The sequence below is a fragment of the Mucilaginibacter sp. UYNi724 genome, assembly GCF_054057495.1.
In genome coordinates this window covers 210,469-235,129 of sequence record NZ_JBSRZI010000006.1, presented here as the reverse complement: position 1 = coordinate 235,129, position 24,661 = coordinate 210,469, and the positions used below count along the sequence as shown (strand labels likewise).

The window sequence follows — 24,661 nt, the reverse complement described above, 5'->3', positions numbered from 1 at the left end:
ATAAAATAACAAAACCGGACTAAAAAGCCCGGCTTTGTATAGTTATTTAATACCCCTACTAAAATAACTTGATACAAAGGAATATAATTAAAAGCCGCAAAACAAGCAAGTATTGTAACAATTCGTTTACCAAAACCGTCAAAGGTTTACTCATTTATATTCTACATTTGCTTCGTGTTTTTATAAAAGCTAATCATTTATCATGTTTAAAAAAATCCTGTTAACCGCAATTTGCAGCATTGCGCTGGTACAATTGCAGGCCCAAAGCCTTTACATGCCCCGCGATGTAAAAAAAGCTTTTGAGAATGGCACCCGCAGTGCCGATGGTAAACCCGGTGCCAAATACTGGCAAAACCGCGCGCGTTACAACATTTCGATAACTGCCGCGCCACCAATGGCTACGGTAAAAGGTACCGAAACCATCACGTACTACAACAACAGCCCCGATACTTTGAAAAGGCTGAACATGAAACTGATCCTGAATATCCACCGTCCGGGTTCGGCCCGTATGAGTGATGCAGGGCCCGATTACTTAACATCGGGCATCCAGATAGATTCATTTTTAATTGCAGGTATTAAAAAGCCCTGGAACAACGCGCAGGCGTCATCTACCAACCAGGCTGTGGGTTTAACAAAACCGTTGATGCCACATGATTCTGTTAAGATCAACATCGCATGGCATTTTGACGCATCAAAACAAAGCGGCCGCGAAGGGCAGATAGACAGCACCAGTTATTACCTGGCCTACTTTTACCCGCGAGTTTCTGTTTATGACGATTACAACGGCTGGGACCGCGTAGCATTTGTTGATGCACAGGAGTTTTACAACGACTTTAACGATTATACCCTAAACGTTACCGTGCCTAAAAACTTTATTGTTTGGGCTACAGGTACATTGCAAAACCCAAACAAAGTTTTACAAAAAGAATATGCTAACCGCCTGCAAAAGTCAATGACCAGCGACAGCACTATTAATGTGGCTACCATTGAAGAAATTACAGGCAACAAGGTTACCAATCAAAGCGCCATGAACACCTGGACATGGACCGCTACCGATATTAGCGACGTAGCTGTTGGCCTAAGCAACCATTACATTTGGGACGCAGGCAGTGTTATTGTTGATAACAAAACCGGCAGGCGTTCCAGCATGCAGGCTGCCTACTCTGTAGCCGGTACCGACTTTAGAAAATCAGTTCAATACGGCCGTAACGCCTTGGGTTGGTTTAGCCACAACTGGCCGGGAGTACCCTACCCATTCCCTAAGATGACTGCTTTCCAGGGATTTGCCGATATGGAATACCCTATGATGGTGAACGACAGCCAAATGGGCGACCCGGGTTTTGCACAACTTGTGCAGGACCACGAAATTGCACATACCTGGTTCCCTTTTTATATGGGCATCAACGAAACCCGCTATGCGTTTATGGATGAAGGCTGGGCAACTACCTTAGAATACCTGATAGGCACTGCCGAAAAAGGCAAAGCAAAGGCAGATGAGTTTTATAAACAGTTCCGTATTAACGGATGGATCAATAACCGTTCGAGCAATCAGGATATCCCGGTTATAACCCAAACCAGCGAACTGACCACCGGTTATGGTAATAACGCTTACGGTAAGCCATCGTTAAGCTACTTAGCGCTTAAAGATATGCTTGGCGATGAACTATTCAAGAAAGCCCTGCATGGTTATATGGACAGATGGCACGGTAAACACCCTATCCCCTGGGATTACTTTAACTCGATGAGCAATGTATCTGGCCGTAACTTAACTTGGTTTTTTACCAACTGGTTCTTCACCAATTACTACAACGACCTGGCTATTAAAAACCCGGTAACAGGTAAAGATGGTTGCACCTTTACAGTAGCTAACGTTGGTGGTTTCGCTATCCCATTTGATGTTGTTATAACATACGCCGATGGCACTACCAAAACCGTCCACAAAACCCCTGCGGTTTGGGAAGCTAATCAGAAACAAACACTGGTAACTTTTACTAACGAGCGGGGTAAAAGTTTAAAATCTATCACGCTTGATAACGGGATCTATATGGATGCCAATACCAAGGATAATACTTGGGCACCTGCCGCCGTGCCTGCTAAAAAGAAATAAGTCTTTTTTCCAATATAAAAGCGCCTGGCCTAAAGGTCGGCGCTTTTTTTTGCTTATTTCGTCAGGAGGCTTAGTGAGCAATACCACAAAAAAAGCCCTGCCAACATCAGTCGGTAGGGCTTTTAAACATGTATCTTAAATACCTTACGCGTTCTGGATAGAATTATTCCAGTCGTTTGCGGTACTTTTTGCTTTTGATTTTGCACTGTCTGCACCGTTTTCGGCATAATTGGTAGCTTTTGATTTTGCATCATCGTAAGCGCCTTCGGCATCGTTAACGGCCCCATTGAATTTCGATTTTACAGAATCAACCGTACTGCTGGCGTATTCTTTAACGTTATCGGCAGTACTCTGTGCTTTGTTTTTCGCTTTATCAACAAGGTCATTTACGTAATCAGCGATATCGCCTCTTAGTTCTTCGCCTTTTTCCGGGGCCAATAATAAACCTAATGCGGCACCCGCTGCAGCACCCACTAAAAGTGCTGCTATAATTTTTGCTTGATCTTTCATATTAATTACTTTTTAGTAGATGATTTGTACTTAGTTAACAAATGCCATGCCGCACTGTTTAAATTTTTTTCAATAAAGTTATCTAAGCGATTATTCAACACCAATTTAAGGTACACTCAACACAAAGCTGTTAGCTTGACGTTGAGTGTATTATGGCCCGGGGAGCGTTAACAGACTTATTAAAGTCTGAACATTTTGGGAAAATGCTCTATTTAGTAACCGTTGTACTGGTAGCTATACTAATTGTACTTAAATATAAACTATTCCCTACTTTTAACCGGAAAGAAAATGTTGTCCATCGTGTGGGTCGCCATATTTTGGAAACACTGATACCTGTAATGATGCCCATCATTGCTTTGGCATCGGTGGCTTTTTGGACGAGAGGAAATGCTTAGAACACTCATGCCGAAGTTATCGAAGGCCTGTTTGCATTTGAAAGATTGTTAGTTTGACCTAATCAATGACTGATCCGCAGTGCTAATCCTTCACAGGCTAACATAAAAATAAACACTCACAACCATAAAATCGCGGAACAAAAAAAACATCCGCCCTTTGGGGAGCGGATGCTTTCTGTAACATTTAGTGGATTAATATATAATTAAACAACTTTTACGTTTACTGCGTTTAAGCCTTTTCTACCGTTTTCTACTTCGAACTCAACTTTATCGTTTTCACGAATTTCGTCGATTAGACCTGTTGAATGAACAAATACGTCGGCACCACCACCATCAGGTGTGATAAATCCAAAACCTTTTGTCTCATTGAAAAATTTTACTGTTCCTTCTTTTTGCATTATTTTATTTATTAAAGTGCAAAAGTATGCATAATAATCCACATAAGTGCAAACGTGCTGTAAATGCTGGTTATGCCGGTGCTATAAATGGTTTATTTATGCTACAACAGCAAGGTGGCGGCTATGAAGAGTATTCTCAGAATCTTTAACAATCCCGCGGATCTTCTCGTCTAATTCGTTAACGGTAAGCTCCATCATCTCAAAATAGTTAAAGTACACGTTCTCCATTTTTATGAGGTCCATGATACCTAACAGCGATGCAACCGGCCTGCGCAACTCGTGCGACTGGATAATAGCAATACGGTTAAGCGCCTCGTTTTGTACGTTTATGTAAGCTTCCTGCTTTTTATGATGTGTAACATCGGTAGAGTTTAACGCCACACCTATAACTTCGCCTGCTTTGTTCCTAACGGGTATAAATGTGGTATTCATCCAGCAGGAATATGGGGTACCGGCCATAATATGCCACTCTCGTTTTACAGATTTACCACCAAGCGCAGCTTTGCAATATTTTTTTAATTGGATTAATGTTTTGGGGTCCGAATAGTCTAACAAACTATCTCCATTAACAAGTACGTGGGCATAAATGGTGTGGATAAATGATGATGCCGACTTGTTAAAGGCTAGTACCGAAAAGTTTTTATCAATAAGTATGTGGCTATCTTTGCTACTATCAAAAATAGCTTTTAGTTTAAATTCAGAGTCAATTATGGTTTCAGCTTGTTGCTGCTCACGTTCGCGTTGTTGGGCCATTATTTTAAGGCTCCAGTTAAGTTCCATTAGGTTTACCACCTGTTTGCTCATTATTTGAAGAGCTTTTTGCTGATGCTCGGTAAGATCACGCGGCTCCATATCCACCACACATAAACTCCCAATGGCATAACCATCTTTGGTGATCAATGGCGAGCCTGCATAAAAGCGCACATTGGGTTCGCCCACTACAAGGGGGTTTTGGTTGTGGCGATCGTCCTTTTGCAAGTCGTATATAATATTGATACCTTCCTGCTCAATGGTATTATTACAAAACGAAACGCTTCGGGGGGTGTCTGTAACATCAGTACCCGTGGCTGCTTTAAACCACTGTACATCTTTATCAAGCACAGTAACCAGGGCAACCGGGGTGTTACATATTTCTGATACAAGGGCAACAATATCGTTGAGGTCTTTCGTGATACCGTCGTCGAGGTTTTTAAACCTGTCTACCGCGGTAAGGCGTTGTTGCTCGGTGTAATTCATTGTGACTAATAAATATTATTCCAAGTTATTTTAATATAACTATAAGGTTTTTCTTAATACGTTATAACATGCACTTTGGTTCAGGTTTTGGTGCGAGTTGTAAGATTTTTTTTGCGCATTTATTTAAAATACGGGAAAACTAACTGTAGAGTTCACAATTTACTTCAAAAAGTTTTAGGATAAAAAAAGCCCCGTAAGCGTTAACCTGCGGGGCTTTACTAAATACCTTAACATTACTTATAACCACAAAAGCAATATTAATTATTTAGCCACTTTGTATATAAGACAACCACCTTATAATTAATCAAAAGAAGCTATTTAATTAATATACGCTTAATATCTACAGTTGGTTTGCGGTGTGTTTAAACCTATTCGGAGTAAACGGACTGCACATGATCGCGCAGGTTATAGTTAGACGCCATCACTTCGCCATAAGCCCCCGCTGTACGGATAGCGATCAAATCGCCGCGGTACGATTGCGGCAGGTCAACATCTTTCCTGAAGCAATCTGTACTCTCGCAAATGGGGCCTACTACGTCATAATTTATTAGAGGTACCGAGTGCGGGGTGCCCGTTAAGTCCGCTCCGTCACTCTTCGCTCCACGCTCCCTGCTCAAATTCTCAATTGCGTGGTACGCCTGGTAAAGCATTGGGCGCATCAGTTCAGTCATGCCGGCATCCAGGATCAGGAAGTTCTTCTTCTGGCCGTTTTTTACATACAGCACCCTTGATATCAGCGAAGCTGACTGTGCAACCATTGCCCGGCCTAATTCAAAATGCACCTCCTGCCCAGGTTTTACACGCAGAAACTTGCTGAATACTTTGAAATATGCTTCAAAATCGGCAATGCCATTGGTGTCGGGGTTATAGTAATCTACACCCAGGCCACCACCGGTGTTTAATATCTTTATCGCGAAGCCATGGTCTTCAAACCAATCCTGGATCTCGTTGATACGGGTACACAGGTTGCGGTAAACCTCCATATCGGTAATTTGCGACCCGATGTGGAAGTGGATGCCTAAAAATTTAAGATGGGCACATTTACGCAGCATCTCGGCTACGTCATTTAGCTGCCAGGTGTTAATGCCGAATTTATTCTCATCAAGCCCGGTGGTAATAAAATGATGGGTATGCGCATCAACGTTTGGATTGATCCGGATGGCGATACCAGCCACTTTGCCCTTGGCAGCGGCAAGTTCGTTTATGATCTCCAGTTCTTGGACCGACTCCACATTGAAGCAAAAGATATCTGCATCCAACGCCAGATTGATTTCTTTATCAGATTTACCAACGCCTGCAAAAACCACTTTGCCTTTATCAAAGCCATGCTTCACTGCAGATTTCACCTCGTTACCGCTTACGCAATCGGCACCAAACCCAAAGGATTGGATCATACCCACCACTTTGGTGTTGAAGTTGGCCTTCATAGCATAATGCACATGGAAACCGTATTTTGATGATGCATCCCTACAGGCATCAAGCGTATTGCGCAAAACATCCATATCATAATAATAGAATGGTGTTTCGGTATCGTTAAAGCGCTGTATCGTATTGTTGTTGAACATTTAGCCCCCTCTAAATCTCCCCCGATAGGGGAGACTTTTATTTATCTTAATTAAACATTTCTAAAGCCCTCTCCTTCGGAGAGGGTTGGGAGAGGCTCCTAAAATAACCTGCTATGCAAGCTTCTCAATACCTCTATCTTCTCTTCTGTTTTTACCAGTACCGACATGTTATGATCGCTGCCACCGTATGATATCATCCTTACAGGAACATGCTTAATGGCTTCCAGTACGCGGGATGCGTAGCCATGTTTCTCGGCGGCAAAATCGCCAACCACACATATAATAGTATGGTTCACATCAATATCAACCGAGCCATAAGCACCAAGTTCAGCGGTGATCTCGCCCAGGTAAGTGGTATCATCAATTGTTAAGGATACCGCTACCTCAGATGTGGTGATCATATCAATAGATGTACGATAACGCTCAAACACCTCAAATACGCGGCGTAAAAAGCCATGCGCCAGCAGCATGCGGCTGCTTTGGATTTTTATAGCGGTGATGCCATCCTTAGCGGCTATCGATTTTATTTTATCCTTTTCGCTGGTGTTGGTTATCAAGGTACCGGCGGCTTGCGGGTCCATAGTGTTTAACAACCGTACCGGGATCTTATACTTTTGCGCAGGGAACACACTTTGCGGGTGCAGGATTTTGGCACCAAAGTAAGCCAGCTCGGCAGCTTCATCAAATGATAGCTGTGCAATGGGTTTGGTGTTGTTCACAATACGCGGATCGTTGTTGTGCATCCCGTCAATATCGGTCCAGATCTGTACTTCCTCGCTGCGGATGCCCGCACCAATTAATGATGCCGTATAATCGCTGCCGCCACGGCGCAGGTTATCTATCTCGCCAAAGGCATTGCGACAAATAAAACCCTGTGTGATGAACAGGTTTACATCCGGGTGCTTCTCCAGCAATGGTGTAAGCTCTTCAGTAATATGGTCTACAATAGGCTCGTTATCTTCATCGGTTTTCATAAAATCCAATGCGGGCAACAAAACCGATGGCACACCAATCTCTTTCAGATATATATGGTATAGCGTGGTAGACAGTAATTCGCCCTGCGCTAAAATAACTTTATCTTCTATGGGGGTGAAAAGGTCGTTAGCAAAGCTGCTTAGCAACCTAAAGTGATAATCAATAACCTCTTTACCTTGGTTAAATGTTTCCGGCTCCTTTAAAAGTTCCTTTATAACACTTTCGTACTTATCCTTTAGTGTAGCAATTAATTTAGCTGCCTTTTCCTTATCATTGGCAAGGTAGGCCTGGCCTATTTCTACTAAATTATTGGTAGTGCCAGACATGGCCGACAGCACCACAATTTGCCTTTCCTGCGGGTTTACAATGTCCAGCAGTTTTTGCATACGGGCGGCACTCCCAACAGATGTTCCGCCAAATTTTAAAACTTTCATTATTTGTTTCCGTTTACCATAAAACATTAATATTCTTGTATGAATATTGAGGCGCTAAAAATAGGATTTTAAACCACTTATATCTAAAATGAGCAAAATAAAATTTGGAACAGATGGCTGGAGAGCGATCATTGCAGACGACTTTACAGTTGAGAACGTAAAACGAGTGGCATATGCTACAGCATTGTGGCTAAAACAAAACTTTGAGAACCCAAGTGCGCTTGTAGGTTGCGACCCGCGTTTTGCGGGGCCGATGTTTGCCGATGTAACCACCACGGTGCTTGCATCACAAGGCATTAAGGTTTTCCGTGCCGAAAATACTTTCATTTCTACGCCGATGATATCCTTGGGTACTGTACGTTTAAAAACATCAGCAGGTATCATTATTACGGCCAGCCACAACCCGCCGGCTTATAACGGATATAAGATTAAAGCATTTTACGGTGGCCCGGCTACGCCAGATGATATCGAAAAGGTAGAATCGCAGATCCCGGATACCATCAGCCTCGAGCTAAAATCTGTTACCGATTACGTTACCGAGGGTTTGGTAGAATACGTAGACCTGGAGGATATGTATGTAAAGCATGCCGAAGCTAACTTTGATATCCCTGCCATCCGCGATAGTGGTTTGCAATGGGCTTATGACGCCATGTACGGTGCAGGCCAAAACGTTATGCGCCGCCTGTTCCCGGATATTACTTTTTTGCATGCAGATTATAATCCAAGTTTTGATGGCCAGGCACCAGAGCCTATACAGCGTAACCTGCAGGAATTTGAACAACTGATCAAATTATCTGAAGGAGAAATTGCTTCTGGTTTGGTTACCGATGGTGATGCCGACCGGATAGGTTTATATGATGGCGATGGAACTTTTGTGGATTCGCACCATATCCTTTTACTGCTGATACATTATATGTATAAGGTAAAAGGTGAAACCGGCGAAGTATATTCCACCTTTTCGTGTACCAGCAAAATTCAGAAACTTTGTGATGCTTATGGCTTAAATAACACGGTTACTAAAATTGGCTTCAAATATATTTGCGACCTGATCGTGAACAGCGGCAAACCATTTATGGTGGGTGGTGAAGAATCCGGCGGCATCGCGGTTAACGGCCACATCCCAGAGCGTGATGGTGTTTGGATAGGGTTGATGATATGGGAGTTTATGGCAAAAAGCGGCCGCAGCTTAAAAGACCTTGTACAGGAAATTTATGATGTAGTAGGTAAATTTGCTGTAGAACGTTACGACCTGCACGTTACCGAAGAGAAGAAACAACAGATCATCAGCAACTGCAAAAGCGGTTTCAGCGCGTTTGGCAACCTAAAAGTTACCCGCACCGAAGACCTTGACGGTTTCAAATTCTTCTTTGAAGACGAAACCTGGGTGATGATCCGCCCATCGGGCACCGAGCCTGTGCTTCGCGTTTACGCAGAAGCCCCAACTACTGCAGAATCTTTCAAGATATTGGATACGGTTAAAGCGGACTTGTTGAAATAAGTTAGATTTGACAACTTTTAAAAAGTTGTCAAATTTTTAAATAGAAGGCTTGCTTTGGCAGGCCTTTTTTGTGCCTCTCCCCGGCCCTCTCCTTCGGAGAAGGAGTAGAAAAATCTATCTCATGTCGTTACAATGACGTTTCTATTGAAACGGAAAATAATTCCTAATTTCCCGGTGATATATTACCCAATCCGCGCACTTATAATTAAATGCAGTTATCATGGTAAAAACGGTTAACAGGGAGCAATTGCTGATGGAGCTTTACAAAAGCGCCTTCCCCGCGGTTGCTAAATATGTGGCACGGCTGGGTGGATCGCTTGATGATGCCAGGGATGTTTTCCAGGATGCAATTGTTATTTATTACGAGAAGGCAATAACCGGCAATATGGTTGCTACCGATAGTAAAGCTTATTTGCTTGGTATCGCCAAACACCTTTGGTTTAAAAAATTCCGGGATAATAATAGTACCCAACCCTTATATGACGACCTGCTGAACATTGCTGATGAGGCTAATGAACACATCTCAACAAATAAAGTGATGCACTACCTGGAAACCGCGGGCAAACGCTGTATGGATTTACTTAGCGCCTTTTATTACCATAAGTTGCCAATGAAAGATATTGCCGGGCAGTTTGAATACGCCGGCGAACGGTCTGTAACCGTGCAGAAATACAAATGCCTCGAAAAAGTACGTGACACCGTTAAACAACAATCATTAAGCTATGCGGACTTCATTGAATAACCTAAAACTGGTAGACGACCATTTGCTTGGCCTTGCTACCCCGCAGGATAATTTACTATTACAGGCAAAAGTAATATTGAACCCCGCTTTAACCGACGATATCTATTGGCACAAACAAACGCTAAGCCTTGTGCATCAATACAGCCGCAAGCAGTTACTCGCCGAAATAGAAAATGTACACAACCAACTTTTTACACGGCCGGAGCATTTGAGTTTCCGGCAAAGTATACTGCGCTTTTTTAAACGCTAACCTTTAAATTTCTTAGAAAGATGAACAACAACGAGTTCCGCAAATATGCGGTAAGGCACCGCCATGTCCAAAGTTTACACGTGGATAGGTTTATTGCACAAGTAAATAATAGCTGCATTACCAGTCAAACGCCCGCCATTATGGAAGAGCGCCAAATGAACATCACCCAAATGGACGTGTTCTCGCGCCTGATGATGGACCGCATTATTTTCCTCGGCTCGGCGGTTGACGACCATGTGGCCAATATCATCCAGGCACAGTTGCTGTTCCTCCAATCAACTGATGCAAAGCGCGATATCCAGATCTATATCAATTCGCCGGGCGGCTCGGTGTATGCCGGTTTGGGTATTTACGATACTATGCAATTCATCTCGCCGGATGTGGCAACAATTTGCACCGGAATGGCGGCATCTATGGCGCAGGTATTGCTTTGCGCAGGCGCTAAAGGCAAACGTGCTGCCCTGCCCCACTCGCGTATTATGATGCACCAGCCGTCGGGCGGTGCGCAGGGTATGGCATCAGACATTGAAATTGCGGCCCTGCAAATTGCCAAGATGAAACAGGAACTCGCCCAGATCACCGCCAAACACACCGGGCAAGATTACGAAACCGTTTATCGCCTATCCGACCGCGACCACTGGATGATAGCCGCCGAAGCACAGGAATTTGGAATGATAGATGAGATTTTGACTGCGAGGGAGAAGGGTTAATACTTAAGTCAAAAAAAGTTGTCATGCTGAGCGACAGTGAAGCATCTATTCGCCGACATGAATAGTTTACGAATAGGTCCTTCACTACGTTCAGGACGACAACATAGGCACGTATCCCCATGCCAATTTCCCTGAATAACTTAACAATTGCCCTTACTTTATCTTACTGATATAATTGCTTACTTTGGGTTTAACATCAAGCGTTCATCCCATGAAGAAATTACTGACGTCAGCTTCCTGATTAGCTGCATTATCTTTAAAGTACCGGCACAAAACATCGAGGTGTCTAACACCACGGCCAATTATACCGCCCTGCAGCAAAAGTTTGTGGACCTTAAGTTTGGGATGTTTATTCACTTTAACATCCCTACCTATATGGATGCCGACTGGCCTGATCCGGAAACACCCGCGTCTGCCTTTAACCCTAAAAAACTCAATGCCGACCAGTGGGCGAAAGCCGCCAAAAGCGCAAACATGACTTACGGCTGCTTAACCACTAAACACCACAGCGGTTTCTGTATCTGGGACACCAAAACCACCGACTACAACGTGATGAATAGTCCGCTGAAACGCGATGTAGTTAAAGAATATGTAGACGCGTTCCGCAAGAACGACCTTAAAGTGATGCTTTATTACAGCATTCTTGATACACACCACAAGCTTCGCCCGCATAACATCACGCAAAAACATTTCGAGATGGTGAAGGCCCAGCTAACTGAGCTGCTTACCAAATACGGCAAGATCGAGGCCATCATTATTGATGGATGGGATGCGCCATGGTCGCGAATAAGTTATGATGATATCAATTTTGAGGACATTTACCACCTGGTAAAATCTATCCAGCCGGATTGTGTGCTGATGGACCTTAACGGTGCTAAATATCCTGCCGAAGGCCTTTTTTACAGCGACATTAAAACCTACGAAATGGGTGCCGGTCAGCGCATTTCAAAAGAGAATAACATTATGCCATCGTTGGCTTGCTTGCCTTTACAGCAAAACTGGTTCTGGAAAACCAGTTTTCCCACTACCCCTGTTAAGGATGCCGCCAAAATGGTTACCGAGTTAACAACCCTTAACAAAGCCGATTGTAATTTCATCCTTAACGTTGCGCCAAACCGCGATGGCTTATTTGATGAGAATGCTTTAGTTGCACTTAAAGAGATTGGTAAACTTTGGAAAAACGATGGCCCTGCACCAAAACTTGCAGCTACCGGCGCACCGATCATTTCAAGCAACATCGCCAAAAACATACCGTCAAACGCCAGTTGGAGCGACGACTCGGAAATAATGGACTTTGCCAACGATGATGACTTTACCACCTCGTGGGTATCCAGCAAAACTGTTGAAAAACCATGGTACGAAGTTGACTTTGGCCACGATACAGCGTTTAACACTATAGCGCTAACAGAGGCAAAACCAAACATTACCGCTTACCATTTAGAGTACATGCAAAACGGCGTGTGGAAACCGATATTGGAAGGCAATACCGGCTCCCACGTCAAGATCCATCGCTTTAACCGCGTTTGGGGAACCAAGATTCGTGTTACTGTCGATAAAGCTCAAAGCCAGGTTTCAATAGCTGAGTTTGGGGTTTATAATGAGAGAAGGTAAAAAGTTAAGACGCGAAGTTTCGTATCTCTGCATTGTTTTTTTGCAAGAACGCGATACTTCGCGTATTTTACTAACCCCATGGGGCGAATATAAACTGGCCGACAATGCTTACGATGAACTGCTTGAAGAATTGCAGGAACAGCAATACAAAAATGTAACCCACAACTTAAAAAAGCATCCTTGATTTTTACAGCACAGCAGATAGTACCGCCCTATCTAAAAAAGCATTAAAAAAATCGCCAGAAAACAGCTTAAGGATAAAGGAAATATCGGCATACAAACCCATACAGCAAGACACTTTAAAGTCTTTTGTTCTATCAGAATAATTTATTTGATTCTAATTTGAGCTTGGACGCTTGTACTTGCAAGTATTAAATCCAGTCGAAAAACTTGTATTGTGGCAATTCACCTTTTACAACTACAGTAGTGGCATAATTTTCAAACAATTGAAAGCTCATGAGCTGCCAGTTTTTGTCAGCACCATTTAGTGATGCATCCATTACATGTTCGCCATTAAGCGCCGGGGTGATGGGCAGGTGATCGCCGAGGCCCTGGGCCGTTGCTTTTAGGATCGCCTCCTTACGTGTCCAAAGGGCGAAAAATCTTTCGGGCGAATTATGAATATATTCGGCTTCTTGTTTACTAAAATTATCTTCTAAAATATCATGGAACGGAAAAGCCTTGTCAATAAACTCCAGATCGGCACCAACTTGCGCTATTGCAACGGCAAGCACTATCCAATTGGCCGAGTGTGATAAATTGTAGCGGATAATCTGCCCCCCCTCTCCTACTAAATGTGGCTTCTTATTATCGCCTAAAACAAACAGCAAATCGGCGGGCAATTGGTTTAGGTATCTTCCTAAAATGATCCGTTGTGCACCACGGCTTACAATAAACCTATAATTATCTTTTTGCTGCCTGTATTTGCCAGCGCGCAATGTTTCATCAGCGGTAAGCAAAGCTTCAAATTGCTCTAAACGTTTTATGTTTTGGCTGATGTTGACGCGCCAGATGTGTACCTCGCCATCATTAATAAAAAGCGAACCCTCCGCGGCGTTTTGCCACGATACATCATTTAAATACCGGTTTGTGATAGTGCCCAAAGCCCTTGCTTAATAATTGATTTTATCAAGGCAAGCCTGCAAAACGCGGGCAAATTCCTTATCGTTAGGCTCTTTAAATATGGTGTTATGTTCGCCCGGTACATTGTGGATGTTCACGCCTTTTATGGCATACGGCTTCCAGCCCATGTAAACGTAATCGTCAAGGTAAAACGAGCGCGTTTCCGCACGGAACAGCTCTATAGCGATATCATAAGGCATTATTTTATAGTGCTTTTGCGCCTCATTATTCATGTCATCTATCTTGTTCGAATAGCCAAAAAAGCCGGTTTGTTTTTGCCCGGTGCCAAATTTAAGCTTCCATAAAAGCCTAACCGCGCCGCGTTCAATAGCCTTGGCGCGCGTGGTTATGGTCTTCAAAAAGCCATCCTTAAACAATAGGGCATGCCATATTTTACGGCCAAAATACATACCACGTTTAATATTTTTTACCAGCCAGGGGTCGTAATGCGGGGTACGATAAGCATAGGTGTCAAACATGCCTAACATCCGTACCTCTTTGTTTAGCGCTTCAAACTGGCGCGCCATTTCGTAAGCTATAATGCCACCAAATGAGTACCCCGCCAAAGCATAAGGCCCGGTAGGGTTTTGCGCCATGATGGACGATACATAATGCGCCGCAATATCTTCCATCTTGCTTAGCGGCTCGTCCACCCCGTTTAACCCTTTAGCCTGTAGGCCATAAACGGGCTGCCCGGCATCCATGTGTTTGGCAAGTGTATTGAACAATAATACATTTAAACCTGCACCATGCACAATATAAATAGGGATCTTATTCCCCTTTGGTTTGATTGGAACCAATGAATCCCAAATCATGGATTTACCATCCATCTCCAGCATTAGCGAAAGTTTCTCTACCGTGGAATTCTCGAACAGAATAGCCAGCGGCAGGCGTTTACCCGTCTCCTTCTCTATCCTTGTCATTACCCGCACGGCTATCAGCGAGTGGCCGCCAAGCTCAAAAAAGTTATCGTGGATGCCTACCTGCTCAATGCCTAAAAGGTCCGTCCAGATATCGGCCACCAGTTGCTCAACATCAGTGCGCGGGGCAACGTAAGTTACGGTTTCTGCTGTCGCGATGTCCCGGGCAGCCAGCGCCTTTTTATCAACCTTGCCGTTAGGGGTCATCGGCATGGCGTCTATCACTACAAAATTATCGGGTACCATATAATCGGGTACCGAATTGCGCAGATTGCAGCGCCATTGCCGGGTCATTTCGCCCTGATCATCAATCAATATCACATCATCTTTCAGGATGATATAGGCCACTAATTTACCCACGCCGTTGTTATCAGCACGGGCTATAACAACAGCTTGCTTTATGTTATCTTCTTTAGCCAGGTTAAATTCTATCTCGCCCGTTTCAATCCTGTAACCGCGAATTTTCACTTGCGCATCAATTCGCGAAAGGTACATCAGGTTACCATCTGGGGTAAAAGTTCCCAGGTCGCCAGTGCGGTACATTTTCGCCTCTGGTTCGTCCGAAAAGGGATTTGAAACGAACTTCTCAGCTGTCAATTCGGGTTGATTTAGGTAGCCATGCGCTATCCCCTCGCCACCAATATAAATTTCGCCCGCGGCACCTGCAATCAGTGGCTTTTGGTATTTATCTAAAATGTAGATCTGCGTATTATCGATAGGTTTACCAATACTGACAAACCCGTCATCCGCGGTAATTTCTTTTAATGTCGACCAGACGGTAGTTTCCGTTGGGCCGTAAACATTCCACAATGACGTTGCTTTGCCCAGGATGCGTTGGGCAAGGTCCATAGGTAAGGCTTCGCCACCACAAATTACTTTTACCTTTTCTTTATCCCAACCTGCTTCCAGCATAATACGCCAGGTGTATGGCGTAGCCTGCATCACAGTAATTTTTTCTTTTTTGATGATGTCTAACAAGGCAACACCATCTTTGGCGGTGGCAGCATTTGCCAGTACAATTTGCGCACCTGTTATAAGCGGTAGCCAAAGCTCCAACCCGGCGATATCAAAGCTTATGGTGGTTACGGCAAGCAATTTGTCGGCTGCGGTAAGGCCCGGCTGCTTTTGCATGCTGTATAAAAAGTTAACCACGTTATGGTGCTTTATCTGTACCCCTTTCGGTTGCCCGGTTGAGCCGGATGTATAGAGGATGTAGATGAGGTCTTCGCCTTTTACCTCTACAGCCGGGTCGGTTGTTGGGTAGTTACTTAAGCCCGCCCAGATGTCATCGAGGATAATTTCTTTCGCGTTAGAGATGTATTGCCCTTTGTAGGTTGCCGACGTAAGCAATACTACCGGGGCAGAATCCTCCAGCATATAATTGATGCGGTTGATTGGGAATATCGGATCGAGCGGGATGTAGGTTGCACCTGCCTTGATGATAGCCAGTAAGGCGACCACCAACTCCGCCGACCTATCTAACGATATGGCAACTTTATCGTTCGGCTTAACGCCATTTTCTATCAGCACAGCCGCAAGTTGATTAGCTTGCCGGTTAAGCTGCGTATAAGTAAGTTCCTTATTATTAAATTTCAGGGCGATGCTATTTGGGTATCGCGCCGCAGTTTCGCTAATGATCTGGTGAAGTGGTTTCTCCTTAGGATAATCAACTTTGGTATCGTTCCATTTATTTAGCTGCTCCCGGATCTCGGCAGCATTCATCATTTCCAGGTTACCTATCGGGGTATCCGGCGTTTTTACGATCTCGCACAGCAAATGCTCCAGTTCATCCATAAACCGGGTGATGGTAGCCGGCTCAAATAACCGCGAATTGTACGACCACTCGAACGTGAGCGTACCTTTATGATCAGTAATATTCAGGAAGATCTCGAAGGTTTCGTATTCCCTGGGGTTGTTGATGTAACGGTGCTTAAGGTTATGGAAAGCGATACCATCAGCCATCCCAATATCGATATTGAAAACAACAGGCACCAGCGGCAAACGTGTGGCATCCCTGGGGATGTTTAACTTTTTAAGCAAGCTGCCAAATGTGTATTGCTGATGGTCGTAAGCATCCAGTATCAGCCCGGTGCGCGTTTTAAGATACGCTACAAAAGATTGTTCGCCTTTTGGGAAACTCCGTAACGGCAGCAGATTTACACAATGCCCAACCAGGCCATAGTTACCTGTGGCCGACTGCCCTGCGGCAGGTAGCCCGATAATGATCTCTTCCTGCCCGGTTATCCGGTGCAAAAACACCTCGAACGATGCCAGTATAGTAGTTACAAAACTACTGCCTGCTTTTCGGGCAAGCAGTTTAAGGTCGTTTACTAATTCGGCGTCGAGGCTGTAGTCGGCGCGGTTGCTTTTATAGGTACGTGGCGATGGCCTTTGGTGGTCTGTAGGCACATCCAGCAAATGGTTGCTGCCTTTAAACTGATCCACCCAATACTGCTCTGTTTCTTTATATTCCGCACCATATGATGCTTCAATTTCCGTTATCGCGTATTCGCTAAATTGTGGTGCAGGCGGTAATGCAGGTTGTTGATTTTGGGCAAAGGCCGAGTAAATTTTACTCAAATCCTGCATGATGATACCCACCGACCAGCCATCGCAAACAATATGATGTATCAGCATGATCACCATATGCTCGTCGTAATTTAGCTTTAAGATAGCCACTTTAAACAACGGGCCGTTCACCAGATCGAGCGGGGTAATAGCCAGCTGGCGATTATAATTTTTGACAAAAAGCTTATTTTGCTCATCATCCCTCCCCAACAGATCGTGATAGTCAACGCTTATTTCGGGGTTGTTATAAACAATAATATTAGTGCCATCGGCACTAAAAACGGTACGTAAAGCCTCGTGCCTGTCAGACAAAGCCTGCGGGGCTTTAGTCATGGCATCTGTATCAAAATCACCCGTAAGTACGATAGAGGCGGAGTCGTTATAGGCACAATTTGCGTCATCCCCCCCTATTAAGCACGATGTCCAGATCTCAATCTGCGGCTCGGTGGCAGGGGCAACCAATAGTATCTCGGGCCCTGCGAATGGGTCAAACTCGTCAGCGGTAATTTCAGGAATATAGGTAAGACTTTGGTCCAAATTACTTGCCGTTTATATCTATCTGTAAATATTTGCCCGGGTTACTCTCGTTCTGTACAAACCATGCAGGGTTGCCATTTTTATCGCGGCCAAGCTTAGCGCCTGGTACAGGCGGGGCACTGGCATTGGTAATAGACGGGGCGGCCGGGATAGCTAAAGGTACAACCGCCGTGCCGGTGTGCACTTTAAAAAATCCAGTCTCTATCATATCGGCTATGCTTGCATCAAATGCGGCGATCATCATGTCGATATCATCGTTGGTATGCGCATCCGTCATAAAGCAAGGGAAACCATCTAAAATATGGATCCCTCTCCACCTCATAAGGGTGAATAACAATTCGCTGTAAGGGATATCCATCAGGAATTTCAAGCGCCATAGTGAACTATAACCAACAACAGTAAGCGGTAGGTTCTCTTTTGTACAAATTGCTTCGACACCGGATTTTAAACGGGTAGCCAAACCTGCCAGTTTTTCCTGGAGGGCGGGCCCGCGATCTTTTATATATTGCAGGGATGCCTTTGTAGCAGCCAGTGCAAGCGGGTGGCGCACAAATGTGCCGGCAAAGTAAGTTACCCCAACTTCGGGTACAGATTCATCGCCGTACTCCCAAAAACCACCATCAAGCGCATCCATATATTCGGCTTTACCGCAGATGGCGCCTACCGGCATGCCACCGCCTATAACTTTTCCGTAAGTACCCAGATCGGCCTTGATGCCAAAAATAGCCTGCGCGCCACCCAAGTGGAAACGGAAGCCGCTAATCACCTCATCAAATACCAAACACACTTTTGCATCTTCGGTAATCGTTCTTAGTTTTTTAAGAAAATCGATAGGCTGATACTCTGGTCGGCGGCTTTGCACCGGCTCTACCAATACGGCGGCAATTTCGTCTACGCGTTCTTCGATAATGCGCAAGGCTTCATCGGTACCGTAATCAAGTATCAGCATATTCTGCACATTCTCGGGCAAGATGCCGGATGCAGCAGGCACGGTTTTTAACTTTTTTGTGCCGCGGACAATCACCTCGTCCATAATGCCATGGTACGAGCCGCTGAACGCTACGATGATCGAACGACCTGTTACCGTGCGCGCTACACGCATAGCGCCCAGTACGGCCTCAGAGCCTGTGTTACATAATGCGGCGCGGTCATGATTGGTAAACTCGCACAACATTTTACACACCTCGCCGGCAAGTTCATGCTGTGGGCCAATCTCGTATCCAAGTTCTATCTGTGCTAAAATCGCTTCTTTTAAAATATCGGGCTGATAACCCAGCATGTTCGAACCAAACCCATTTAGGGCATCTATATATTCGTTACCGTCAACATCCCATAGGCGGCTGCCTTTTGATCTGTTGATCACGATGGGGTAAACCACCTCTTTTGTCAACGGCCTAAAACCGCTCACCACGCGCGGGTCGGCCATGTAGGCGCGATGTTGCTGGGTTTGCGCTTTACTCTTTTTAGTTTTCTCGTTGTATTTTTCGGTCAGGTCGGCAAGGAAAGCCATCTGCTTATCATCAAGCTCCTGCACTTTGCGTTCTATCCGTGCGGTAGCACCAAATGGTTTTTTAATTTCCACCATTTCTTCAGGGCTGATATCAGGCTCCTGGTCTAAAGCAGGCGAGGCAACAGGCTCACCTTTTAGCTGGTTTAAAGGAACGCCATTTGAAAATGGCGGTGGTTGCAGAATAACCTGAGTAGTTTTCACTTCACCACCCTGCAAGTGCGCAATCTGGCTGGCCAATAACTGTAGCTGCTGACTGATCATATTCAAGGCAACATCGCTGCTGCCACCTTGTGCAAACTGCATATTTGGCATTTGTACCGGGCGTGGTGCAGCGGCCTGGTTATAAACAGGCTGCACGGCAGGCACAGGTTCAAAAGCGCCGCCGGGCAGGTTCTTATCCAGGTAATCTGATAACAGGTTGATGGAATTATATTCTTCAAACAGCTTCCTAAAGGTTACCGGTACGTTAAACGTTTTCTTGACATTGGTAGCTATCTGCGTGAGCAATAACGAGTCGAAACCAATTTCGGGGAAGCTCAGGTCTGCGGCATCTTTTTGTATCTCGATACCCGAAGCATCTTCAAAGATGCCGTACAGTTTCTCGGCCAGCAAATCTTTTCTCATCACGTTATTCTGTATAATATTTGGGGCTGTGGTTATTTGTTGTTCGTCCGGCATAATTTCTTCCGGTTGGTAATTTACGGTTCCTGCTTGGTTATATATCACAGGTTCTACCCAGTATTTTTTATGATCGAAGGCATAGGCAGGCAGGCTTAACCTGGTGCGTTCGCCGCTGTAAATTGCTTTCCAGTTTGGCTCTACCCCGTTAAGCCATAATTGCCCAAGTGCCTTTATGAGCGATTGATATTCGGGTTGATCATTCGCCAGGTGGATACCTGCAATTATAGCAACAGGGTTATCGGCCGTTTGCTGTGCGGTAATTGTAGCTAACGTGCGGCCGGGACCAACCTCTAAGTACAAGCGACCGCTTTCTTCTGTAAGGGTGTTAACAGCATCGGCAAAGCGTACGGTTTTACGCAGGTGCGATGCCCAGTAGGCAGGGTCGGTTGCCTCGGCGGCGCTTAGCCATTTTCCGGTAGCGGTTGATACGATTGGTTTAACAGGCGCGTTCAGCTTCACTGTTTTTACGATCTGCTCAAACGGCACTACAATATCATCCATCATGGCCGAATGGAAGGCGTGGCTGGTTTGAAGTAACCTGCCGGGGATGCCTTTTTCTTCTAATACTTTTGCGAAGGAAGCAATGGCATCCTTCTCCCCTGCTACAACAGAAAGTTTATTACTATTAACAACCGCAAGGGAAAGGTTAGCGGGCAGTATTTTTTCTAAATCAGCAGCGTTGGTACGCACCGATAGCATATCGCCCCCGGCAACTCCGCTTACCAAACGCGCGCGTTCGGTGATTAGTTTCAGTGCATCGGCAAGACTAAAAACGCCTGCGAAATGCGCGGCAACAAACTCGCCAATGCTATGCCCAACAAATACCGACGGTTCTACTCCCCAACTCATCCACAGCTTAGCCATGGCGTACGAGGTAATGAAAATTGCTGGTTGGGTATAATAGGTATTCGTTAATTTCTCTGTCGCTTCCGCGGATGCATTGGTATAGATAATATCCAACAGGTTTTCGTGGCCTGTACCGTTCAGTAAGGCGATGCACTCATCTACCGCTGTTTTAAAAACGAGTTCCTGCGTGTAAAGTTCGCGGCCCATGTTCAGGTACTGTGCTCCCTGGCCGGGGAACATGAATACCACCTCGCTTGCCTTTTCTTTTAACGTTTTGGAATTGGATAGGTCGCGTTTAAATTTCGTTAGTTTTTCCAGCAGGTCAGCCCTGTCGGTAGCTAAAATAAAGTTGCGTTCCTTGAAATCGGCACGGGTGGTTTGCAGGGTGTATGCAATATCGGCTACACTGATATCCGGGTTTGCTTGCAGGTAATAATACAGCCTATCCGCCCATTTTGATGCGCTTGTCGCCGTTTTTGCCGACCAGCTTATTAAGCTTACCGGTTTGATTGCGCCTGTTGGTTTTCCGGCTTTTAGGTATTCTTCTAAAACGGTGTGCACGTTGGTACCACCCACACCAAACGAGCTTACTCCTGCCCTGCGTTTACCTTCGCTTTGCCAATCGGTAAGTTGGGTGTTCACAAAAAACGGACTGTCCTCGAAATCAATATTTGGGTTGGCCTTTTTAAAGTGAAGCGTAGCGGGGATCTGTTTATGGTACAGCGCCAGCGTAGTTTTTATAAAACCCGCCACACCTGCCGCGGCCACCAAATGACCCATATTGCTTTTTATAGAACCAAGTGCGCAATATTGGTTTTTGTCATGTTTGCCAAAGGCAAGGTTAAGTCCTTCTATTTCTATCGGGTCGCCTAATGCGGTTGCGGTTCCGTGGCCTTCTATGTATGATATGGTTGCCGGGTCGATACCTGCATCGGCAATAGCCATGGCAATAGCGCCTGCCTGGCCTGCTGCGCTTGGCGCGGTAAAGCTTCCTTTGCCACCACCATCGTTATTAAGGCCAACGCCTTTTAATACGGCATAGATGGTATCACCATCGCGCTCGGCTTCATCCAGGGTTTTTAAAACCACTACCCCTGCGCCATCGCTAAACACGGTACCATCGGCATCCGCATCAAACGAACGGCAATGCCCGTCGGCACTTAGCATAGTGCCCTGCTGGTACAAATGCCCGCTTTTTACAGGCGAGTTGATGGACGCACCACCCGCAAGTGCCACGCTGCATTGCCCGTTGCGGATACTACCTGCAGCCTGTGCAATTGCCAGCAACGATGTAGAACATGCCGAATGCACACTTACCGCCGGGCCTGTTAGGTTCAGCTCGTAGGCGGTACGTGTAGCTATGTAGTCTTTCTCGTTAACGGTGGCCACCATAAAGCGGCCAATATTTTCAATTTTATCGATATTTGATATTACGTTATTGGTGTAATAGGTATTGTTGCCCACACCCGCGAAAACCCCAACCAGGCCATTGTACTTACCGGGTAGGTGGCCGCTGGTTTCTAAAGCCTCCCAAGCCAGTTCAAGAAACGCACGGTGCTGCGGGTCCATCAGTTCGGCAACCTTTGGGCTTATACCGAAGAATGCAGCATCAAAGCCTTCGCAATTTTCTATTATTCCGCGGGCCTTTACATAGTTTGGCGCTGTTTTTATTTCATAAGGCACACTCGGGTCTATCTCCTCATCAGTAAAAAATGACGTGGTTTCGCGGCCTTCGCTAAGCACCTGCCAAAGTTCGGCAATGGTATTGGCGCCCGGGAAACGGGCCGCCATACCAACTACAGCTATATCAGTATTCTGCCTGTCCTTTTTAGGTTTAGCAGCAGTTTTAGTTAAGTTTTTATTCCCTTCGATGTATGCGGCAATACCATTCACCGTCGGGTATTGGTATAATTTGGTAATAGGCAACTTATAGTTGTGCAGCTTCTTTAAGCCGGCAACGGTTTTAAGCGCCAGTATGGAGTTACCACCCAATTCAAAAAAGTTATCGTAAGCGCCTATCTTATCCAGCTGCAATAGCTCGGCCCATAGCACTGCAATGTGTTTTTCGGCAACGGTAGCGGGGGATTTGTATAGTACCGATAGCTCCGGCCTTTGCGTATCGGGCGTTGGCAGGGCGTTACGGTCAACTTTGCCGCTGGTCGTTTTAGCAAAGCCATCCACCCAAACAAATGCCGACGGCATCATGTAATCCGGTAGTTTTTTTTCGATGACATCGCGCAGGTAGGCAATATCTTTTTTTATGCCCGATGGGACCAGGTAGGCCACCAAACGTTTCTGCCCCGGCACATCCTCACGGGCCACCACAACAGATTGCTGGACGCCTTCCAGTTGGTTCAGCAAAACTTCTATTTCGCCAACTTCCACCCTGTTACCACGAATTTTCACTTGTGTATCGCGGCGGCCAAGGTATTCTATATTGCCATCGGGCAGGTAGCGGCCAAGGTCGCCACTGCGGTAGATGCGGGTGGGGTTTCCACTGGCGTCTGTCCAGTTGACGAATTTCTCGTCGGTAAGGTCGGGGCGGTTCAGGTAGCCGTAAGCTAAGTTGATACCGCTGATGCAAAGTTCGCCTTGTTCAACATGGGCAACCTGTTTCATGTCCTCATCCAGCATATGGATGGTTACATTATCCATTGCTTTGCCAATAGTTGGCAACAGCGGCCAGTTTTGGGCAGGGCCTTCCATTTTAAGGGCTGTGCTGCATACGCTGGCTTCGGTTGGGCCATACATATTGTAAAACACACAACCCGGCAACGCCTCAAAAAATCGTAAAACCTGCGGCGTTATCTTCAATTGCTCGCCCGCACTGATCACTTCCTGTAATGATTGCGGGAAATACTGCTCGGCATCGGCAGCTTCGGTAAAATATTGCAGGGCAACAAAGGGCACGTTAATACGGTTTACTTTTTGCGCGTCTACGTAGTTTAAAAGTTTTAAAGGGTCTATTCGGGTGTCGTCGTCAACCAAAACCAAGGTGCCGCCAATGCAAAGTGTGCAGAATATCTCCATTACCGACGCATCAAATATCAGCGGAGAAAACTGAAGCGTTTTATGCCCTACACTTAAATAAGGCGAGATACGGTTATGCCAGTTAATAAGGTTTACGACCCCCTCGTGCCCAACGCAAACCCCTTTTGGTTTACCTGTGGAGCCGGATGTGTAAATGATATAGGCAACCTTTGTTTTAGCCCAATCACCTGTATTTGCTGATGGATTAATTGTTTTATCTGACGTAATTACATTTTTAACAATAGCTGAGAAAACAGCCTCATCTTTAGTAACAGTAAGTATGGTGTCCATGCCGCAATCGGTCACAATATCCTGCAGGCGTTCGGTTGGGAAAGTTGGGTCTAAGGGCAGATAACCCTTACCTGTTTTAAGGATGGCAAAAAGGCTTACAATGGTATCTATTGACCTGGTAGAACTTACACCAATAACGAGCGAGGTAGGAGAAGTAGCAACAATAACTTTAGCAAGCTCATCTGATTTAGCGTCCAGTTCGGCATAAGTAATTTTATCAGCACCAAATTGCACCGCTATAACCTGCGGGTTCTGCTGCACCTGTTCCTCAAACAAATGATGAATAAACACATCAGTCGCGGAAATATCGTTATACTTATTATCAGTAAGAATATCCATTAAGCTAAATAAGTAGGTCAATCTGTACCGATAACCTGGTTCTGCTTTTTATGCCGGGTTTAACCGGGTTTAAGTTATAAATTTTATCCTTTAGGACGTAATCGTTGGCGAAGAAATCCACTGAACGCAGATACCACACATCATCGTTCCTTTTAAGTTTGCCCAGTCCAACGTTATTTTATTGTCTTTTACGGCGATGGTATGTTTTGGGTTTGGATGATTGCCACCCATTTGGTGAGGGTAAGCGTATCGCTAAAATTTTTCGACGGCACTACATCGTTTTGGCTTTGCCAAGGTTAGCTATAATTACCTCTACATTAGATTTTTGTGCCGATGCTTCGCAGAAGAAGGCAGCCGAATTGACAAACAGCGTGAATAGTTTTTCA

Annotated in this window: 16 protein-coding genes; 8 read left to right on the top strand and 8 right to left on the bottom strand. The window is 45.2% G+C overall.

Features of this window, described 5'->3' with window-relative positions:
• The first annotated feature begins 202 nt into the window (after positions 1–202).
• Positions 203–2,107, top strand: coding sequence for a M1 family metallopeptidase (locus ACVW0P_RS11365; protein WP_457132195.1), 1,905 nt, complete (start codon positions 203–205; stop codon positions 2,105–2,107).
• 144 nt (positions 2,108–2,251) lie between these two features.
• Here the strand turns inward: ACVW0P_RS11365 and ACVW0P_RS11360 are convergent, their stop codons facing one another.
• Positions 2,252–2,617, bottom strand: coding sequence for a YtxH domain-containing protein (locus tag ACVW0P_RS11360; protein ID WP_354431704.1), 366 nt, complete (start codon positions 2,615–2,617; stop codon positions 2,252–2,254).
• 203 nt (positions 2,618–2,820) lie between these two features.
• On the opposite strand from ACVW0P_RS11360, the gene ACVW0P_RS11355 reads away from it, so the two are divergent.
• Complete coding sequence (locus tag ACVW0P_RS11355) at positions 2,821–3,012, top strand: hypothetical protein (protein WP_354431703.1); 192 nt, start codon at positions 2,821–2,823, stop codon at positions 3,010–3,012.
• A gap of 203 nt (positions 3,013–3,215) precedes the next feature.
• Here ACVW0P_RS11355 and ACVW0P_RS11350 read toward each other — a convergent pair whose 3' ends face one another.
• The 4 genes from ACVW0P_RS11350 to ACVW0P_RS11335 all read right to left on the bottom strand — a co-directional run bounded on the left by ACVW0P_RS11350 (position 3,216) and on the right by ACVW0P_RS11335 (position 7,620).
• Entirely contained in the window at positions 3,216–3,410 is a 195-nt protein-coding gene (locus ACVW0P_RS11350; protein ID WP_067057762.1) for a cold-shock protein, read from the bottom strand.
• Between the two features lie 96 nt (positions 3,411–3,506).
• Entirely contained in the window at positions 3,507–4,646 is a 1,140-nt protein-coding gene (locus tag ACVW0P_RS11345) for a GAF domain-containing protein (protein WP_457132194.1), read from the bottom strand.
• Between the two features lie 368 nt (positions 4,647–5,014).
• Positions 5,015–6,211 (bottom strand): diaminopimelate decarboxylase, encoded by a 1,197-nt coding sequence (gene lysA, locus ACVW0P_RS11340; RefSeq protein ID WP_457132193.1) that lies wholly within the window; start codon positions 6,209–6,211, stop codon positions 5,015–5,017.
• A gap of 98 nt (positions 6,212–6,309) precedes the next feature.
• Complete coding sequence (locus tag ACVW0P_RS11335) at positions 6,310–7,620, bottom strand: aspartate kinase (protein WP_457132192.1); 1,311 nt, start codon at positions 7,618–7,620, stop codon at positions 6,310–6,312.
• A gap of 88 nt (positions 7,621–7,708) precedes the next feature.
• Here ACVW0P_RS11335 and ACVW0P_RS11330 point away from each other — a divergent pair, with 88 nt between their 5' ends.
• The 6 genes from ACVW0P_RS11330 to ACVW0P_RS11305 all read left to right on the top strand — a co-directional run bounded on the left by ACVW0P_RS11330 (position 7,709) and on the right by ACVW0P_RS11305 (position 12,615).
• Complete coding sequence (locus ACVW0P_RS11330; RefSeq protein WP_457132191.1) at positions 7,709–9,118, top strand: phosphoglucomutase/phosphomannomutase family protein; 1,410 nt, start codon at positions 7,709–7,711, stop codon at positions 9,116–9,118.
• Positions 9,119–9,338: 220 nt separating this feature from the next.
• Entirely contained in the window at positions 9,339–9,860 is a 522-nt protein-coding gene (locus tag ACVW0P_RS11325; protein WP_457132190.1) for an RNA polymerase sigma factor, read from the top strand.
• Complete coding sequence (locus ACVW0P_RS11320; protein ID WP_457132189.1) at positions 9,841–10,110, top strand: hypothetical protein; 270 nt, start codon at positions 9,841–9,843, stop codon at positions 10,108–10,110. The genes ACVW0P_RS11325 and ACVW0P_RS11320 overlap by 20 nt, the downstream gene beginning before the upstream one ends.
• A gap of 20 nt (positions 10,111–10,130) precedes the next feature.
• Positions 10,131–10,820, top strand: coding sequence for a ClpP family protease (locus ACVW0P_RS11315; RefSeq protein ID WP_457132188.1), 690 nt, complete (start codon positions 10,131–10,133; stop codon positions 10,818–10,820).
• Between the two features lie 147 nt (positions 10,821–10,967).
• Positions 10,968–12,431, top strand: a complete 1,464-nt coding sequence (locus tag ACVW0P_RS11310) for an alpha-L-fucosidase (RefSeq protein ID WP_457132187.1) — start codon at positions 10,968–10,970, stop codon at positions 12,429–12,431.
• Positions 12,418–12,615, top strand: coding sequence for a hypothetical protein (locus ACVW0P_RS11305; protein WP_457132186.1), 198 nt, complete (start codon positions 12,418–12,420; stop codon positions 12,613–12,615). The genes ACVW0P_RS11310 and ACVW0P_RS11305 overlap by 14 nt, the downstream gene beginning before the upstream one ends.
• Before the next feature lie 187 nt (positions 12,616–12,802).
• On the opposite strand, the gene ACVW0P_RS11300 is transcribed toward ACVW0P_RS11305, so the two are convergent.
• Genes ACVW0P_RS11300 through ACVW0P_RS11290 form a run of 3 tightly spaced genes read right to left on the bottom strand, consistent with a single transcriptional unit; the run spans position 12,803 to position 24,275 of the window.
• Complete coding sequence (locus tag ACVW0P_RS11300; RefSeq protein ID WP_457132185.1) at positions 12,803–13,534, bottom strand: 4'-phosphopantetheinyl transferase family protein; 732 nt, start codon at positions 13,532–13,534, stop codon at positions 12,803–12,805.
• 9 nt (positions 13,535–13,543) lie between these two features.
• Positions 13,544–17,578 carry a non-ribosomal peptide synthetase gene (locus tag ACVW0P_RS11295; RefSeq protein WP_457132184.1) on the bottom strand — a complete coding sequence of 1,345 codons (4,035 nt, stop codon included), beginning with the start codon at positions 17,576–17,578 and terminating at the stop codon, positions 13,544–13,546.
• A gap of 1 nt (position 17,579) precedes the next feature.
• Positions 17,580–24,275 (bottom strand): amino acid adenylation domain-containing protein, encoded by a 6,696-nt coding sequence (locus tag ACVW0P_RS11290; protein WP_457132183.1) that lies wholly within the window; start codon positions 24,273–24,275, stop codon positions 17,580–17,582.
• Positions 24,276–24,661: the final 386 nt, after the last annotated feature.

What these genes read in the sequence shown, in the direction of transcription:
- ACVW0P_RS11335 (WP_457132192.1), bottom strand. Translation starts at nt 7,620, where the DNA reads ATGAAAGTTTTAAAATTTGGCGGAACATCTGTTGGGAGTGCCGCCCGT.
- lysA (WP_457132193.1), bottom strand. Translation starts at nt 6,211, where the DNA reads ATGTTCAACAACAATACGATACAGCGCTTTAACGATACCGAAACACCA.
- ACVW0P_RS11290 (WP_457132183.1), bottom strand. Translation starts at nt 24,275, where the DNA reads ATGGATATTCTTACTGATAATAAGTATAACGATATTTCCGCGACTGAT.
- ACVW0P_RS11360 (WP_354431704.1), bottom strand. Translation starts at nt 2,617, where the DNA reads ATGAAAGATCAAGCAAAAATTATAGCAGCACTTTTAGTGGGTGCTGCA.
- ACVW0P_RS11330 (WP_457132191.1), top strand. Translation starts at nt 7,709, where the DNA reads ATGAGCAAAATAAAATTTGGAACAGATGGCTGGAGAGCGATCATTGCA.
- ACVW0P_RS11345 (WP_457132194.1), bottom strand. Translation starts at nt 4,646, where the DNA reads ATGAATTACACCGAGCAACAACGCCTTACCGCGGTAGACAGGTTTAAA.
- ACVW0P_RS11305 (WP_457132186.1), top strand. Translation starts at nt 12,418, where the DNA reads ATGAGAGAAGGTAAAAAGTTAAGACGCGAAGTTTCGTATCTCTGCATT.
- ACVW0P_RS11325 (WP_457132190.1), top strand. Translation starts at nt 9,339, where the DNA reads ATGGTAAAAACGGTTAACAGGGAGCAATTGCTGATGGAGCTTTACAAA.
- ACVW0P_RS11320 (WP_457132189.1), top strand. Translation starts at nt 9,841, where the DNA reads ATGCGGACTTCATTGAATAACCTAAAACTGGTAGACGACCATTTGCTT.
- ACVW0P_RS11315 (WP_457132188.1), top strand. Translation starts at nt 10,131, where the DNA reads ATGAACAACAACGAGTTCCGCAAATATGCGGTAAGGCACCGCCATGTC.
- ACVW0P_RS11355 (WP_354431703.1), top strand. Translation starts at nt 2,821, where the DNA reads ATGCTCTATTTAGTAACCGTTGTACTGGTAGCTATACTAATTGTACTT.
- ACVW0P_RS11350 (WP_067057762.1), bottom strand. Translation starts at nt 3,410, where the DNA reads ATGCAAAAAGAAGGAACAGTAAAATTTTTCAATGAGACAAAAGGTTTT.
- ACVW0P_RS11365 (WP_457132195.1), top strand. Translation starts at nt 203, where the DNA reads ATGTTTAAAAAAATCCTGTTAACCGCAATTTGCAGCATTGCGCTGGTA.